The sequence below is a fragment of the Halovulum marinum genome (assembly GCF_009697225.1).
GTDB classification, from domain to species: domain Bacteria; phylum Pseudomonadota; class Alphaproteobacteria; order Rhodobacterales; family Rhodobacteraceae; genus Halovulum; species Halovulum marinum.
In genome coordinates this window covers 514,770-528,860 of sequence record NZ_WIND01000001.1, presented here as the reverse complement: position 1 = coordinate 528,860, position 14,091 = coordinate 514,770, and the positions used below count along the sequence as shown (strand labels likewise).

General features: G+C 71.0%; 12 protein-coding genes. 8 read left to right on the top strand and 4 right to left on the bottom strand.

Features of this window, described 5'->3' with window-relative positions; translation table 11 throughout:
* Nucleotides 1-376: 376 nt before the first annotated feature.
* The 3 genes from topA to dprA all read right to left on the bottom strand — a co-directional run bounded on the left by topA (nt 377) and on the right by dprA (nt 5,946).
* Nucleotides 377-3,088, bottom strand: a complete 2,712-nt coding sequence (gene topA, locus GE300_RS02685; protein ID WP_154444564.1) for a type I DNA topoisomerase — start codon at nt 3,086-3,088, stop codon at nt 377-379.
* Nucleotides 3,089-3,215: 127 nt separating this feature from the next.
* The gene (locus tag GE300_RS02680) at nt 3,216-4,616 is read right to left on the bottom strand and encodes a hypothetical protein (RefSeq protein ID WP_233416713.1); all 1,401 of its coding nucleotides are present in this window, start codon (nt 4,614-4,616) and stop codon (nt 3,216-3,218) included.
* A 154-nt stretch (nt 4,617-4,770) separates the two neighbouring features.
* The gene (gene dprA / locus GE300_RS02675; protein ID WP_154444562.1) at nt 4,771-5,946 is read right to left on the bottom strand and encodes a DNA-processing protein DprA; all 1,176 of its coding nucleotides are present in this window, start codon (nt 5,944-5,946) and stop codon (nt 4,771-4,773) included.
* Nucleotides 5,947-6,332: 386 nt separating this feature from the next.
* Here dprA and hemP point away from each other — a divergent pair, with 386 nt between their 5' ends.
* Complete coding sequence (hemP, locus tag GE300_RS02670) at nt 6,333-6,512, top strand: hemin uptake protein HemP (RefSeq protein WP_154444561.1); 180 nt, start codon at nt 6,333-6,335, stop codon at nt 6,510-6,512.
* A gap of 9 nt (nt 6,513-6,521) precedes the next feature.
* Here the strand turns inward: hemP and GE300_RS02665 are convergent, their stop codons facing one another.
* Nucleotides 6,522-7,541 (bottom strand): LacI family DNA-binding transcriptional regulator, encoded by a 1,020-nt coding sequence (locus tag GE300_RS02665; RefSeq protein WP_154444560.1) that lies wholly within the window; start codon nt 7,539-7,541, stop codon nt 6,522-6,524.
* A gap of 149 nt (nt 7,542-7,690) precedes the next feature.
* Here GE300_RS02665 and GE300_RS02660 point away from each other — a divergent pair, with 149 nt between their 5' ends.
* The 7 genes from GE300_RS02660 to GE300_RS02630 all read left to right on the top strand — a co-directional run bounded on the left by GE300_RS02660 (nt 7,691) and on the right by GE300_RS02630 (nt 14,080).
* The gene (locus tag GE300_RS02660; RefSeq protein WP_325063072.1) at nt 7,691-7,921 is read left to right on the top strand and encodes a hypothetical protein; all 231 of its coding nucleotides are present in this window, start codon (nt 7,691-7,693) and stop codon (nt 7,919-7,921) included.
* Nucleotides 7,918-9,072: a TRAP transporter substrate-binding protein gene (locus tag GE300_RS02655; RefSeq protein ID WP_154444559.1), complete on the top strand. Its 1,155-nt coding sequence runs from the start codon at nt 7,918-7,920 to the stop codon at nt 9,070-9,072. The genes GE300_RS02660 and GE300_RS02655 overlap by 4 nt, the downstream gene beginning before the upstream one ends.
* Nucleotides 9,073-9,175: 103 nt before the next feature.
* Nucleotides 9,176-9,682 carry a TRAP transporter small permease gene (locus GE300_RS02650; RefSeq protein ID WP_325063071.1) on the top strand — a complete coding sequence of 169 codons (507 nt, stop codon included), beginning with the start codon at nt 9,176-9,178 and terminating at the stop codon, nt 9,680-9,682.
* Nucleotides 9,683-9,692: 10 nt separating this feature from the next.
* Entirely contained in the window at nt 9,693-11,024 is a 1,332-nt protein-coding gene (locus tag GE300_RS02645; RefSeq protein ID WP_154444558.1) for a TRAP transporter large permease, read from the top strand.
* An 8-nt stretch (nt 11,025-11,032) separates the two neighbouring features.
* Nucleotides 11,033-12,340 (top strand): histidinol dehydrogenase, encoded by a 1,308-nt coding sequence (gene hisD, locus GE300_RS02640; protein ID WP_154444557.1) that lies wholly within the window; start codon nt 11,033-11,035, stop codon nt 12,338-12,340.
* A 4-nt stretch (nt 12,341-12,344) separates the two neighbouring features.
* On the top strand, nt 12,345-13,100 hold the full coding sequence (locus GE300_RS02635) for an SDR family NAD(P)-dependent oxidoreductase (protein ID WP_154444556.1): 756 nt from the start codon (nt 12,345-12,347) through the stop codon (nt 13,098-13,100).
* Nucleotides 13,097-14,080: an alcohol dehydrogenase catalytic domain-containing protein gene (locus GE300_RS02630; protein ID WP_154444555.1), complete on the top strand. Its 984-nt coding sequence runs from the start codon at nt 13,097-13,099 to the stop codon at nt 14,078-14,080. The genes GE300_RS02635 and GE300_RS02630 overlap by 4 nt, the downstream gene beginning before the upstream one ends.
* The last annotated feature ends 11 nt before the right edge of the window (nt 14,081-14,091 follow it).

The following is a 14,091-nucleotide window of genomic DNA, read 5'->3' as shown; positions in this document are numbered from 1 at the left end:
TGACAATCGAAGGTTGCAGAGACGGGACGGACTTCGCGGCCAGAGGGTCCCGTGCGGGCGTTTCCGGGCGGGGATGACGCCGCCGATATCTTGCAATGAGGGGCGGCGGCGGACAGGCCAGGATGGTGACCGCGCTGAATTATTCAACCGACGAGGGTGCCCGTGGCCGGCGGGCAGCGGTTAAATACCCAATTTTGCTTTAAAAATCGGGCCGCTGCGGCTTCGTGGCGCAAATGTGGCGCAGGCGCGGCGCCGCCGGTGCTTCGGCCGCAACCGGCGCGCGCGCCGGACGCGAGTCGCGGCAGCGGACGGCGGGCCGGGCGCGGGGCGCCGCCGGCCGGTCCGGCGACCCCGCAGGGCCGGCGCCCGGCCGGCCCTAGGAGGTCTTGGCCGCGGACTTCGCCGTCGCCGTCTTCTTCGCGGCGGTTTTGGTGCCGGACGCCTTCTTCGCGGCTGTCTTCTTCGCCGCCGGCTTCTTCTTTGCCGGCTTCTTGGCGGCGATCAGCTCCAGCGCCTGTTCCATCGTCAGGTCCTGCGGCTCGGTGCCCTTGGGCAGCGTGGCGTTGACCTTTTCCCACTTCACATAGGGGCCGTAGCGGCCGTCCATGACGTTGACCGGGCCGCCGTCGGGATGCTCGCCCAGCTCCTTCAGCGGTTTCGCCGCCGACCGCCCGCCGCGGCTGGCGGCCTTCTGCGCGATCAGCTCCATCGCGCGGTTCATGCCGATGGTGTAGACCTCTTCGGGATCCTTGATGTTGGCGTAGATCTTCGTCGGCTTCTTCTCGCCCTCGGCGGGCGGCTTTTCATGCACGACATAGGGGCCGAAGCGGCCGATCGCGGCCTCGACCACGCCGCCGTCGGGATGCTCGCCGACGCGCCGCGGCAGCGACAGCAGCTGCAGCGCGCGCGGCAGGTCGATCGCCGACAGGTCGGCCCCCTTCGGGATCGAGGCGCGCTTCGGCTTGGGGTTGTCCTCGGTCAGCTCGCCGAGCTGGACGTAGGGCCCGAACCGGCCGGTGCGCAGGGTCACCGGCTCGCCGGCGTCGTCATGGCCCAGCAGCTTGCCGTCGGGGCCGGCCAGATCGCCGCCCTCGACCTCGCCCGCCAGCGGCCGGGTGTAGCGGCATTCGGGATAGTTCGAACAGCCGATGAACGCGCCGCCGGAACGCGCGGTCTTCAGGCTCAGCTTGCCCTTGCCGCAGTTCTTGCACAGCCTCGGGTCCGAACCGTCGGGCTCGGGCGGGAACAGGTGCGGGGCCAGGACCTCGTTGATCTTCTCCAGCACGTCGGTGATGCGGAGTTCCCTGGTCTCGTCGATGGCGGCCGAGAAATCGGTCCAGAAGCCGCGCAGCACCTTGTGCCAGTCGATCTCGCCATTGGTGATCCGGTCCAGGTCCTCTTCCAGCTGGGCGGTGAAGTCGTAGCCCACGTACTTGCGGAAATAGTTCTCGAGGAAGGCCGTCACCAGCCGCCCCTTGTCCTCGGGGATCAGCCGGTTCTTCTCCTTGCGGACGTAGTCGCGTTCCTGGATCACCGAGACGATCGAGGCATAGGTCGAGGGCCGGCCGATGCCGAGCTCCTCCATCCGCTTGACCAGCGTCGCCTCGGTGTAGCGCGGCGGCGGCTGGGTGAAGTGCTGCTGGCCGAGAATCGCGCCGTCGCCGCCCAGCAGCGCCGCGTCGTGGCGCACGATCCTGTCGCCGCCCGCGCCCTTGCCATCGGCCAGCTTGTCGAAATCGGCGCGCAGCGCGGCGGCGGCCAGCTTGGCGTCCTCGCCCTGGTGGATCTGCGGCAGGCGCTTGTCGTCGTCGTCCTCGACGTCGTCGCGGCCCTCTTCGTAGACCTTCAGGAAGCCGTCGAACATCACCACCTGGCCGGTGGCGCGCAGCACCACCTGGCCGTCGTCGCTGGCGACGTCGACGGTGGTGCGCTCCAGCCGCGCGGCGGCCATCTGGCTGGCGATGGTGCGCTTCCAGATCAGGTCGTAGAGCTTGCGCTGCTCCGGCTCGACGTTCAGCCGGTCGGGCGACTTCATCATGTCGGTGGGGCGGATGCACTCGTGCGCTTCCTGCGCGTTCTTGGCCTTGTTCTTGTACATGCGCGGGCTGTTCGGCAGGTATTGCTCGCCGTAGCGCGTCTTGATCGCGTCGCGGGCCGACATCACCGCCTCGGGGGCCATGTCGATGCCGTCGGTCCGCATGTAGGTGATGTGCCCGGCCTCGTACAGGCGCTGGGCCGCCGACATCGTCGCCCGTGCGCCCATGCCGAACTTGCGCGACGCCTCCTGCTGCAGGGTCGAGGTCATAAACGGGGCCGAGGGGTTGCGGCTTTGCGGCTTGGCCTCGACCGAGGCGACCTTGAGGCTGCGCGAGGCGACCGCGGCGACGGCCAGCTCGGCGGCCTCGACGTTGGCCAGATCGAACCGGTCCAGCTTCCTGCCGCCCAGCGTGGTCAGCCGGGCCTCAAAGGCCTGGCCGCGCGGGGTCTCCAGCATCGCCCGCACCGACCAGAACTCGCGCGGGTTGAAGGCCTCGATTTCCATCTCGCGCTCGACGATCAGGCGCAGGGCCACCGACTGCACCCGGCCGGCGGACTTGGCGCCGGGCAGCTTGCGCCACAGCACCGGGCTGAGGTTGAAGCCGACCAGGTAGTCCAGCGCGCGGCGCGCAAGATACGCCTCGACCAGTTCCATGTCGATCTGGCGCGGGTTCTGCATCGCCTGGGTGACGGCGTTCTTGGTGATCGCGTTGAACACGACGCGCGCCACCTCGGTCGATTTCTTCACCGCGCGGCGCTTTGTCAGCGCCTCGAGCAGGTGCCAGGAGATCGCCTCGCCCTCGCGGTCGGGGTCGGTGGCGAGGATCAGCCGGTCGTCGTCCTTCAGCGCCTCGGCGATGGCGCGGACGTGCTTCTGGGACTTCGGATCGATTTCCCATTCCATGGCGAAATCCTGATCCGGATCGACCGAGCCGTCCTTCGGCGGCAGGTCGCGCACATGACCGTAGGAGGCGAGGACGGTGTAGTCCTTGCCCAGATAGGCGTTGATTGTCTTGGCCTTGGCAGGACTCTCGACGACGACGACGGCCATGAATGCTCCCGAAACATGTATCTCTTAATCAAGGCGCGGAAAATGTGGCCCGCGGCGCGGCCTGTCAAGCCGCGCCTTTGTCCCGGCGGAAACGGGGCCCGGATCGGGGTCCGGATCGGGGCCCGGATCAGGGGCTGGTCTCAGGGGTGGCGCGGATCACGAAGCCGTGGGTCATCAGCCCGCGCCGGGCGAGGCGCGGATCGGGCGGCAGCACCGCCTCGGTGGCGACATCGTGGTCGGCGAAATAGTCGGTGACCAGCGCGACCCGGCCCAGTTCGTGCCAGCCCATCGCCAGCACCGTGCAGTCCGGCGGCCGCGGCGCGGTGCGCTCGAAGGCCGAGAAATCCTCGAGCGGGCGCCGGACCGAGCCGCGGAACACCTGCTGCGCCATCTCGTCGACGATGTCGGGGCGCTTGACGTAGAGCGGCACGCCGTCGCATTCGGGCGGCGTCGCCTCGGTCACCGCCCAGCGGATCATCTGCGCGTCCTGGGTGGCGATATCGCCGTAGCGCAGCCCGGCGAGCAGCAGCACCAGCGCCGTCAGCGGCGTCGCGCGCAGCCGGTCGAGCAGCGCCTGCGGCGTGCTGAGCACCGCCGCCAGCGTCACGCCGGGCACGCCGACCACCAGGTTGCGGGTCGAGATCACCGGCGTGTGCAGCGCGATCAGCAGTCCGGCGGCGAGCACCAGCGCCGGCGCGACCAGCGCCGCGCGCGCCGCGCCGGGGGCCAGGCGGCCGCCGGCGGCGGCGATGCCCAGCGCCAGCAGCGCCAGGGGGATCTGCTGCGCGGCGAAGTCCAGGAACGGGCCCGGATCGTTGGTGATCCACAGCCGCCCGCCCATCGAATCGGCGGTGCGGGCGATGCCGAACGCCCACAGCAGCACCCCGGCGGTGATCGCCGCGCCAAGGGCCGCCGAGGCGGCGGCGCGGGCGCGGCGGCCGGCGCGCCAGTGCTGCAGCGTCGAGAGCAGCAGCAGCGCCAGCCCGATCGCCGCGCCGAAGAAGTGCAGCGCCGACAGCGCCGCGGCGTTCAGCGCCAGCGCGGCGGTGCGCGGCCGGCCGGCGGCGTCGTCCAGCAGCAGCGCGTGGCCCAGCGTCGCCAGCCCCAGCAGCAGGAAGTAGCTGCGCAGGTCCAGCATCAGCCCCAGGGTGTAGCCGTTGACCGCGATCAGCGCGGCCAGCAGCGCCAGCCGCGGCCGGTCCAGGTGCCGCGACAGGATCGCCAGCGCCGCCAGCAGCGCCAGCAGGCCGGGCAGGTTCACCAGCCGCAGCAGGGGCGAGTCTCCGCCCAGCGCCGCGCCCAGCCCGCGCACCAGCAGCACATAGGTCGGGGGGTGCACGTCGCGCAGCAGCACGTCCCAGTCCAGCGGCCGGCCCGCCGCCGCGGCGCCCAGGGTGAACACCTCGTCGTACCAGAACGCCCGGTTCCAGCCGAGCAGCAGCACCCCCAGCGCCAGCGCCGCACCGAGGGCGGCGCCCAGCGTCAGCCAGTCGGTCCGGGCGAGACGTGCGGATACGGCCTGCATCATTGCCCGCTAGCATCCGGCGGGGCACCGGGCAAGCCTTACCGGGCAAGCTTTGCCCGTCGCGGTGCCGGTCGCGCCGTGCCGGTCGGGGTCCGGGCGCAGGTCCGGGCGCGGGTTCGGGCGCGGGTGCGGGGCCGGGCGCAGGTCCGGGCGGGCGTCAGCCCGGCGGGCGCGAGACCAGCCCGCCGGAGTGGCGCAGGATCTGGCCGGTCAGGTCCAGCTCGCCCAGCGCGGCAAGGATCTCGGGCGCGGGGCGGCGGATCTGCCGTATCAGCGCATCCTCGCTGATCGGCGCCGGGCCCAGCAGGTTGAGGATCGCCGAGACCAGCGGCGTTCCGTCCTGCGGCGGCGCCGGCACCGGCTGCGGTCCGGCCGGGCTCCGGTCCGTATCCGGGGGCGGCGCCGGGCTGGCGGCGGGGGCGCGGCGCTCGGGGCGGGGCAGGTCGAGCGCGGCGGCGATGTCCTCGGCCGAGCGCACCAGCGTCGCGCCGTCGCGGATCAGCATGTTGCAGCCCGAGGCGCGGGCGTCGAACGGGTGGCCGGGGACGGCCATCACCTCGCGCCCCTGGTCGAGCGCGGTGCGCGCGGTGATCAGGCTGCCGGACTTGGCCGCGCCCTCGACCACCACCAGCCCCGGCACCAGCCCCGAGATGATCCGGTTGCGGCGCGGGAAGTGCCGCGCCTGCGGCGTCATCCCCGGCGGCATTTCCGACAGCAGCAGGCCGCGCTGGCCGATCCGGCGCTGCAGATCCTCGTTCTCGCGCGGGTAGGCGACGTCGACGCCGCCGGCCAGCACCGCCACGGTGCCGGTGTCCAGCGCCGCCTGGTGCGCCGCGGTGTCGATGCCGCGCGCCAGCCCCGAGACCACGGCGAAGCCCATCTCGGCCAGGGCGCGGGCCAGGTGCGCGGCCATCCGCGTGCCCAGCGCCGAGGCGTTGCGCGCGCCGACCAGCGCGATGCAGCGGCCTTGCGCCAGTGCCGGATCGCCCAGCGCCCACAGCAGCGGCGGCCGGTCGTCGATCCGCGCCAGCAGGTCGGGATAGCCGGGCCGGCCGGGCACCAGCAGCTGCGCGCCGAGCGCCGCGCCGCGGTCCAGTTCCGCCTGCGCCACGCCGGGCGGGCAGGGGCGGTAGTCGTCCACCCCGGCGCCGCGCGCCACCTGCGGCAGCGCCGCCAGCGCCGCCTGCGCCGAGCTATGCTCGTCCAGCAGCCGCCGGAAGGTCGCCGCGCCGACGCGGGGCGAGCGCACCAGCCGCACCCAGGCCAGCCGCTCGGCCCCCGAAAGGGCGGTCGGTTTGGGATCGGGAAAGGGCAGGCGGGGCGCGGCGGTCATCGGCCGCAGCCTTGCCGCGGATTGGTTAAGCCGTGCTTAAGCTGGGGCGGAAAGCATCGGGGATTTCAACCTCGCGGGCGGTGGCCTCGGATTAGTCGCGCCGCGCATGGCTGCCCCGGCTTCGCCCCCAAACCCGCCACGCGCCGGCACCGGCTGGCCTGGGTCGGGGTGCATGCCGTAGCGGGAGACGCGCACGGATCGGGGCGCGGGGCCACGACCCTGGATCAACCGCGCGAGCGATCTGCGGGTGCCGATCCGGTCCGCGCGGTCGGGCCGGACCGCCTATGTCCGGGCGCAACGGGGGGTTTGACAATTCATACAAAAACGCTCAGGAATAGAGACGCCCCGCCGTGGGCATTGTGCAACGATCTGACCGAGCGGTAGCGATGACACCCAAGCCCGACGCCCGACATGCCGACCCCGACCGCGCGCCCCGCCGACCGCAGATGCCGGTCTACGATGCCCGCAAGCTGACACGGGATGGCGTGCAGGCGCAGCTGAAGCTGGACGGGCAGCTTTACTTCCTGCGCATCACGAGGGCCGGCAAGCTGATCCTGACGAAGTAGCCGCGGCGCCTAGCCCGGCGGCGGCGCCGCGAGCGAGCCGCGGCGCACGATCCCGGTTTGCAGCGCGACGCCATCCGGTGCGGCGCCGTCCGCGCCCATCGCCAGCAGCATCCGGGCGGCCGCCTCGCCCATCCGCCGGTGCGGGACGTGCACGGTGGTCAGGCCCGGCGACAGCACATGCGCCAGATCGATGTCGTCGAACCCGGTGACCGAGATGTCGGCGGGCACCGACAGCCCCGCATCGCGGATCGCGGCATAGGCGCCGGCGGCGAGGACGTCGTTGCCGCACAGGATCACCGTCGGCCGCGGCGTCTGCGCCAGCAGCCGCCGCGCCGCCTCGGCCCCGGCCTCGAGCGAATAGTCGCTTTCGACGAGCCGGTCCGCGGGCAGTGACAACCCGTGCGCGTCCAGTGCGCCGCGCACCCCGTCTACCCGGGCGGCGGCGCGGTCGTTGCCGCGGGTGATGCCGGCGATCATCGCGATCCGGCGGTGGCCCAGGTCCAGCACCTGCTGCGCCATCGCCCGCGCGGCCTCGGCGTTGTCGAAGCCGACGCAGGGCCAGGGGCAGTCCGGCCGCCAGGTCCAGACCAGGACGAAGGGCACGCCGCGCCGTTCCAGCAGCGTGTAGACCTGGGCGTCGCGGGCCTCGCCGATCAGGACCATGCCGTCGACGCCGCGGCCCAGCAGGGCGCGCACCTGCGCGGCCTCTTCGTCGGGGTCGTAGTTCGAGGTCGACACCAGCAGCGTCACGCCCTGCGCCGACAGCTGTTCCTGCAGCGCCTGCAGGCCGCGGGCGAAGATCGCGTTCTCCATCGTCGGGATGACCGCGCCGACGGTGAAGGTCCGGTTCGACGCCAGCGCCCGGCCGCCGAAATGCGGTGTGTAGCCCAGCTGCGCCACCGCGTCGGTGATCCGGGCCAGCGTTTCCGGGCGGACCCGCTTGGGCGCGTTCAGCGCGCGCGAGACCGTGGCCGTCGACACACCGCTCATGCGGGCGACGTCTTCCAGCGTGGGCAGGTCCTTGGCCATCGTCATGCTCCGGTCTGGCGCGACCATAGCGGGCGCAGGGGCATGTGGTGAATGTAAGCGCTTGCATGGCTGCGTGCAAGCGCTTACATTGGGGCCAATCAAGATGATTCGGCGGCCCAAGGTGGCTGCCGGACGACGGGGAGGACGCGATGCAGCTACTTGCACGCCTGACGCTTTCGGCCGCTGTGCTTCTGTTTCTGGCCTTCTTCGGCAACGTCGCCGCGGGGGCGCTCGGCGCGGGCGTGGTGCTGGGCGACGTGGCCGAGATGCTGATGCTGTTCGTCTCCTCGATCCTTTTCGTAATCGGAGTGCTGGCGCGCGAGGCGCTGGCGGGCATGGCCCCCCAAGAGGGCCCATCTGACAGGGAGGAGTTCCGATGACCGACACCAAGGTGCGCGCGGAGATCGCGTCGCTTGAACGCCGCAACTTCATGAAGCTGGCCGGCGCCGGCGGGTTCACCGCAGCGATGGTCGCCGGGGCCGCCGGCATGCTGTGGTCGTCCGAGGCGGTCGCGCAGACCTCGCGCGAGGAGGCCGAGCGCGAGAAGGCCGCCGATCATGTCATGACCATCGCCACCGCCTATGCGATGACGGCGGACCGCAGCTATCCGATCATGCAGCTGGACTTCAAGGAGAACATCCAGAACGCCACGCGCGGCAAGGTCTACGTCAAGCTCGCCCCCGGCGGCCAGCTGGGTGCGGGCGGCGCGCTGGTGCAGAAGGTCCAGGGCGGCACGATCCAGGCGGCGCAGCATTCGCTGTCGAACTTCGCGCCGTTCGCGCCGGTCGTCGACCTGATCAACCTGCCGTACCTGTGCGGCGCGAACCAGCGGTTCGTGAACCTGGTGACCTCGGACCACTGGAAGCAGACCGTCAATCCCTTGGTCGAGGCCAAGGGCTTCAAGCCGCTCTACTATGTCGTCATCGACCCGCGCGTGGTCGCGGTGCGCAAGGGCGGCAAGGGGCCGGTCAAGACCCCGGCCGACCTGTCGGGGGTGAAGTTCCGGGTGCCCGGCAGCCAGATGCTGCAGCAGTACTACCGCATGGTCGGGGCCAATCCGACGCCGGTGGCCTGGGGCGAGACCCCGTCGGCGATCAAGCAGGGCGTGGCCGACGCGCTCGACCCCGCGGTCGGGGCGCTCTACGTCTTCGGCTTCAAGGACATCCTCAGCTACGTCACCTTCACCCAGGCGGTGCCGGACAGCCAGGTCTATTCCTGCAACCTGGAATGGTTCAACGGCCTGCCCGCCGACGTGCAGGAGGGGATCGAGTTCGCCTCGGACATCACCTTCCACCAGAACCTGGCCAAGGTGCCCGCCGCGCGCAACTACGCCATGGCCGAGCTGACCAAGTCGGGCGTCGAGTTCTACGCGCCCAGCGAGGACGAGCTGGGCGAATGGAAGGACGCGGGCGGCTACCAGCGCAGCGAATGGGACAGCTTCAAGACCGAGCTCGCCGGATCGATGGAGGCTTTCGACAAGATGGTCGAGGCGTCCGACACCCTGGGCCGCTACTACGTCCACGACGCCTGAGGCCCGGCCGCTGTAGCCCGGCGACCGGGCGCGACCCTCCACGCGCGCCCGGTCCCTTTCCCGAAACGCATGTAACGCCGGCGCCGCCGGCGAAGGAGGAGCCGTGCTCGCCATACTCGACCGCAATGCCGAGCGATGGGCGCTGCTGGTGTTCTACACCATGCTGGTGATCACCATGGCCGTCGAGGTCATCCGCCGCGAGGTCTTCGCCTATTCCTCGATCTGGGGCGAGGAAGTCGTGCGCTACGCCTTCATCTACCTGGCGTGGATCGGCGCCGCGGCGGCGGTGCGCGAACGCGCGCACATCCGCATCGACGTGCTCTTCAACTACGTCGGGCCGCGGGTGAAGGCGGCGCTTTATATCTTCGGCGACCTGGTGATGCTGGCGATCGCCGTGCTCGCCCTGCGCTGGTCCTTCGAGACGGTGGCGGTGTCCTGGAAGTTCGGTTCGGTCAGCCACGGGCTGCGGGTGTCGATGGTCTGGTTCCTGGCCGCGGTGCCGCTGGGCTTCGCGCTGATGGTCTTCCGTCTCGTGCAATCGCTGTGGCGCGACCTCGCGGACCTGGTGGCGGAACGCCCGGTCTACGAGGGCGCCCGTCTGTTCGACTGAGGAGGTCGCGATGCTCTGGAATCAGATGAGCCAGGAAACGGTGGTGATCGGCTGGGATTTCTACGGCCCGGTGATCCTGTTCGTGATCCTGATCGCGCTGGGCGTCCCGGTCTGGGCGGCGATCGGCGCCGGCGCGGTGACGATGCTGGTCGTCTCGGAGGTGCTGCCGCTGTCGCTGCTGGGCGAGAGCCTGTTCGACGGCATCGACCATTTCGCGCTGACCGCCGTGCCGCTGTTCATCCTGACCGGCGACGTGCTGGTGCGCACCGGGCTGTCGCGCAAGTTCCTCGACGTGGCCGAGGCGCTGACGAACTGGGCGCGGGGCGGCTTCGGCTCGGCGACGGTGCTGGTCTGCGGCATGTTCTCGGCGATCTCGGGCTCGGACGCCGCCGGCGCCGCTGCGGTCGGCAGGATGACCATCGACCGGCTGGTCGAGAGCGGCTATCCCCGCCCCTATGCCTGCGCGCTGGTCGCCGCGGGCGCGTGCACCGGCATCCTGATCCCGCCGTCGATCGCCTATATCGTCATCGGCCTTGTGCTGGGGATCTCGGCCTCGACCCTGTTCCAGGCGGCGCTGATCCCGGGCGTCCTGATCCTGGTCTCGATCCTGGTCACCAACATCGTCGTCAACCGCCGCTACGCCTACGAGGCCGGCGGGCTGATCTCGACCCGCGAATGGCTCGGCAACCTCGGCCGCGCGCTGGCGCGCGGCTGGTACGCGTTCCTGGTGCCCGGGGTGATCTTCTGGGGCATCTTCTCGGGCCGGCTGACCCCGACCGAGGCGGGCGCGACGGCGGTGGTCATCACCATCATCCTGGGATTCATCCTGGGCACGCTGAAACTGTCGGACTTCCCGGCGATGATGGTCAGTTCGGCCAAGGTGAACGGGGTGATCCTGCCGATCATCGCGATGTCGCTGCCGCTGGCGCAGACGATGGCGGCGATGGGCGTGCCGCAGGGCTTCGTCTTTGCCGTCACCTCGCTGACCGACAACGAGTACATGCTGATCCTGCTGATGATCCTGATCCTGATCGCCGCCGGCTGCGTGATGGAAACGACGCCCAACATCGTCATCCTGGCGCCGATCCTGTTTCCGCTCTCGCAAGAGATCGGCATGAACGAGATCCAGTTCTGCGTGATGATGATCACCGCGCTTGGCGTCGGCTTCATCACCCCGCCGCTGGGGCTGAACCTGTTCGTGGTCTCGGGGCTGACCGGCGAGTCGATTCTGAAGATCGCCGCGCGGGCGATCCCGTTCGTCTTCTTCATGCTGCTGGTGGTGCTGCTGATCGCATACCTGCCGGTGGTCTCCACCGCCCTTCTTCCCGCCATCTACAAGTGAGGCCCGCGATGACCGTCGATTATCTGAAGAAAGCCACCAAGCGCTCGACCGACGATGCGGGCGACGTGCGCGCCACCGTGCAGGCCATTCTCGACGAGATCGAGCAGGGCGGGGACGAGGCCGCGAAACGCTATGCCGCGAAGTTCGACCGCTATGACGGCAACGTCGTGCTGACCCGGGACGAGATCGACGCCGCCGCCGCGCAGGTGCCGCAGAAGCTGAAGGACGACATCCGCTTCGCCTGGGACAACGTGCGCCGCTTCGCCGAGGCGCAGAAGGACACGATCAGGGACATGGAGGTCGAGATCCTGCCGGGGCTGATGGCCGGGCAGAAGGCGATCCCCTGCCAGGCGGCGGGCTGCTATGCGCCGGGGGGGCGCTACAGCCACATCGCCTCGGCGCTGATGACGGTGACCACGGCCAAGGTCGCCGGCTGCGGGCACATCGCCGCCTGTTCGCCGCCGCGCCCCGGCGTCGGCATCGCCCCGGCGATCGTCTACACCGCCGACCTGTGCGGCGCCGACACGATCCTGGCGCTGGGCGGCGTGCAGGGCATCGCGGCGATGGCGTTCGGGCTGTTCGGCCTGCCCAAGGCCGACATCCTGGTCGGCCCCGGCAACCAGTTCGTCGCCGAGGCCAAGCGGATCCTGTTCGGGCGCGTCGGCATCGACATGTTCGCCGGCCCCACCGACAGCCTGATCCTGGCCGACGAGACCGCCGATCCGCACATCGTCGCCTGGGACCTGGTCGGTCAGGCCGAGCATGGCTACAACTCGCCGGTCTGGCTGGCGACCACGCACCGCCCGCTGGCCGAGAAGGTGATGGAGCTGGTGCCGCAGTACATCGACCAGCTTCCCGCGCTGAACCGCGAGAATGCCACCAGAGCCTGGGCCGACATGGCCGAGGTGATGGTGGTCGAGGGCCGCGAGGGGCTGGCGCGGGTCGCCGACGATTATGCGCCCGAGCATCTGCACGTGCAGGCCGCCGACCTCGACTGGTTCCTGGGCCGGCTGCAGTGTTACGGCTCGCTGTTCCTGGGCGAGGAAACCACGGTGGCCTTCGGCGACAAGTCCTCGGGTCCGAACCACGTGCTGCCGACCTCGGGCGCGGCGCGCTACACCGGCGGGCTGTCGGTGCACAAGTACATGAAGCTGGTGACCTGGCAGCGGGCGAGCCGCGACGCGGCGAAACCGGTGGCCGAGGCGACCGCGCGGATCTCGCGCCTGGAAGGCATGGAGGGCCACGCCCGCACCGCCGACATCAGGCTGGAGAAGTACTTCCCCGACGAGCAGTTCGACCTGTCGGCGGCCGGATGATCCGATGACCGCGGAGCTGTTCGATCTGACCGGCCGCGTGGCCTGCGTGACCGGGGCAAGCTCGGGGCTGGGGCGGGGCATCGCCTCGGCGCTGGCCGCCGCCGGGGCGCGGGTGGTCGGCGTCGCCCGGCGTGCCGACGCGCTTCAGGCGTGGCGGTCCGAGGCAGGGGGCGAGACCGCCGCCATCGTGGCGGACCTGTCGGACCCGGACCGCGCGGACGATCTGGCCAAGAAGGTCTCGGAGCCGTTCGGCGCGCCGGACATCCTGGTCAACGCCGCCGGGGTCAACACCCGCCAGGCGGCGGACGAGGTGACCCCCGCGGGCTGGAAGCTGACCCTCGACCTGAACCTCGCGATGCCGTTCTTCCTGGCGCAGGCGCTGGTGCCGGCGATGAAGGGCAAGGGCTGGGGCCGGATCGTCAACTTCGCCTCGCTGCAAAGCGAGCGTGCCTTCCCCGGCGGGCTGGCCTATGGCGCCTCCAAGGGCGGCGTCGCGCAGCTGACCCGCGCGATGGCCGAGGCCTGGTCGCTGCACGGCATCACCGCCAATGCGCTGGCGCCGGGTTTCTTTCCGACCGAGCTGACCGGGCCGGTGTTCGGCAACCCCGAGCTTGCCGCCCGCAACGCCGCGCAGACCTGCATCGGCCGCAACGGCGAGATCGCCGACATCCTCGGCCCCGCCATCTTCCTGTGCTCGGACGCAAGCCGGTACGTCACCGGCCAGATCCTGTTTGTCGACGGAGGGTTCACCGCGAAATGAAGGCGCTCGTCTATACCGGCCCCGAAACCCTGGACTACCGCGAGGTGCCCGACCCGGCCGCGGCCGGGGATGCGCTGATCCGCGTGGCCCACGTGGGTATCTGCGGCTCGGACATGCACGCATGGCTGGGGCATGACGACCGCCGCCCGGCGCCGCTGATCCTGGGGCACGAGGCCGCCGGGACCGTGATCGAGGGTCCGGGGCAGGGCAGCCGCGTCACCGTCAACCCGCTGGTCACCTGCGGCAGCTGCCGCGACTGCCTGGCCGGGCGCGAGAACCTGTGCCCCGACCGGCAGATCATCTCGATGCCGCCGCGCGAGGGCGCGTTCGCCGAACTGCTGGCGATGCCGGCGCGCAACCTGGTGACGATCCCCGACCATGTGCCGACCGAGAAGGCCGCGCTGGCCGAACCGATCGCCTGCGGTTGGCACGCGGTGCGGCTGGCCGCGCGCGCGCTGCACGATCCGGTGGACGGCGCCGCCTGTCTGGTGATGGGCGGCGGCGCGATCGGGCTTGGAGCGGCGCTGGTGCTGAAGGCGCAAGGTGCGGGCCGGGTGATCCTGGGCGAGACCAGCGCCCCGCGCCGCGCGATCGCCGCGGCCGAGGGCTTCGAGACCTTCGATCCGCTGTCGGATCCGGCGCCGCAGGGCGTGGACCTGGTGATCGACGGCGTCGGCATCGCGCCGACACGCGCCATGGCCTCGGCCGCGGTCCGCCCCGGCGGCGTGGTGGTGCACATCGGGCTGGGCTCGGCGGAAGGCGGGCTGGACATCCGCCGCATGACCCTGCAGGAGGTCACCTTCATCGGCACCTACACCTATACCCCGGCGGACTTCCGCGACACGGCGCAGGCGATCTATGACGGGCGGCTCGGCCCGCTCGGCTGGCCCGAGATCCGGCCGCTGGCGGACGGCGCCCGCGCCTTCGCCGAGATCCGGCAGGGGCGGGCCGCGGCGCCGAAGATCATCCTGACGCCCTGACCGCCGCGCCG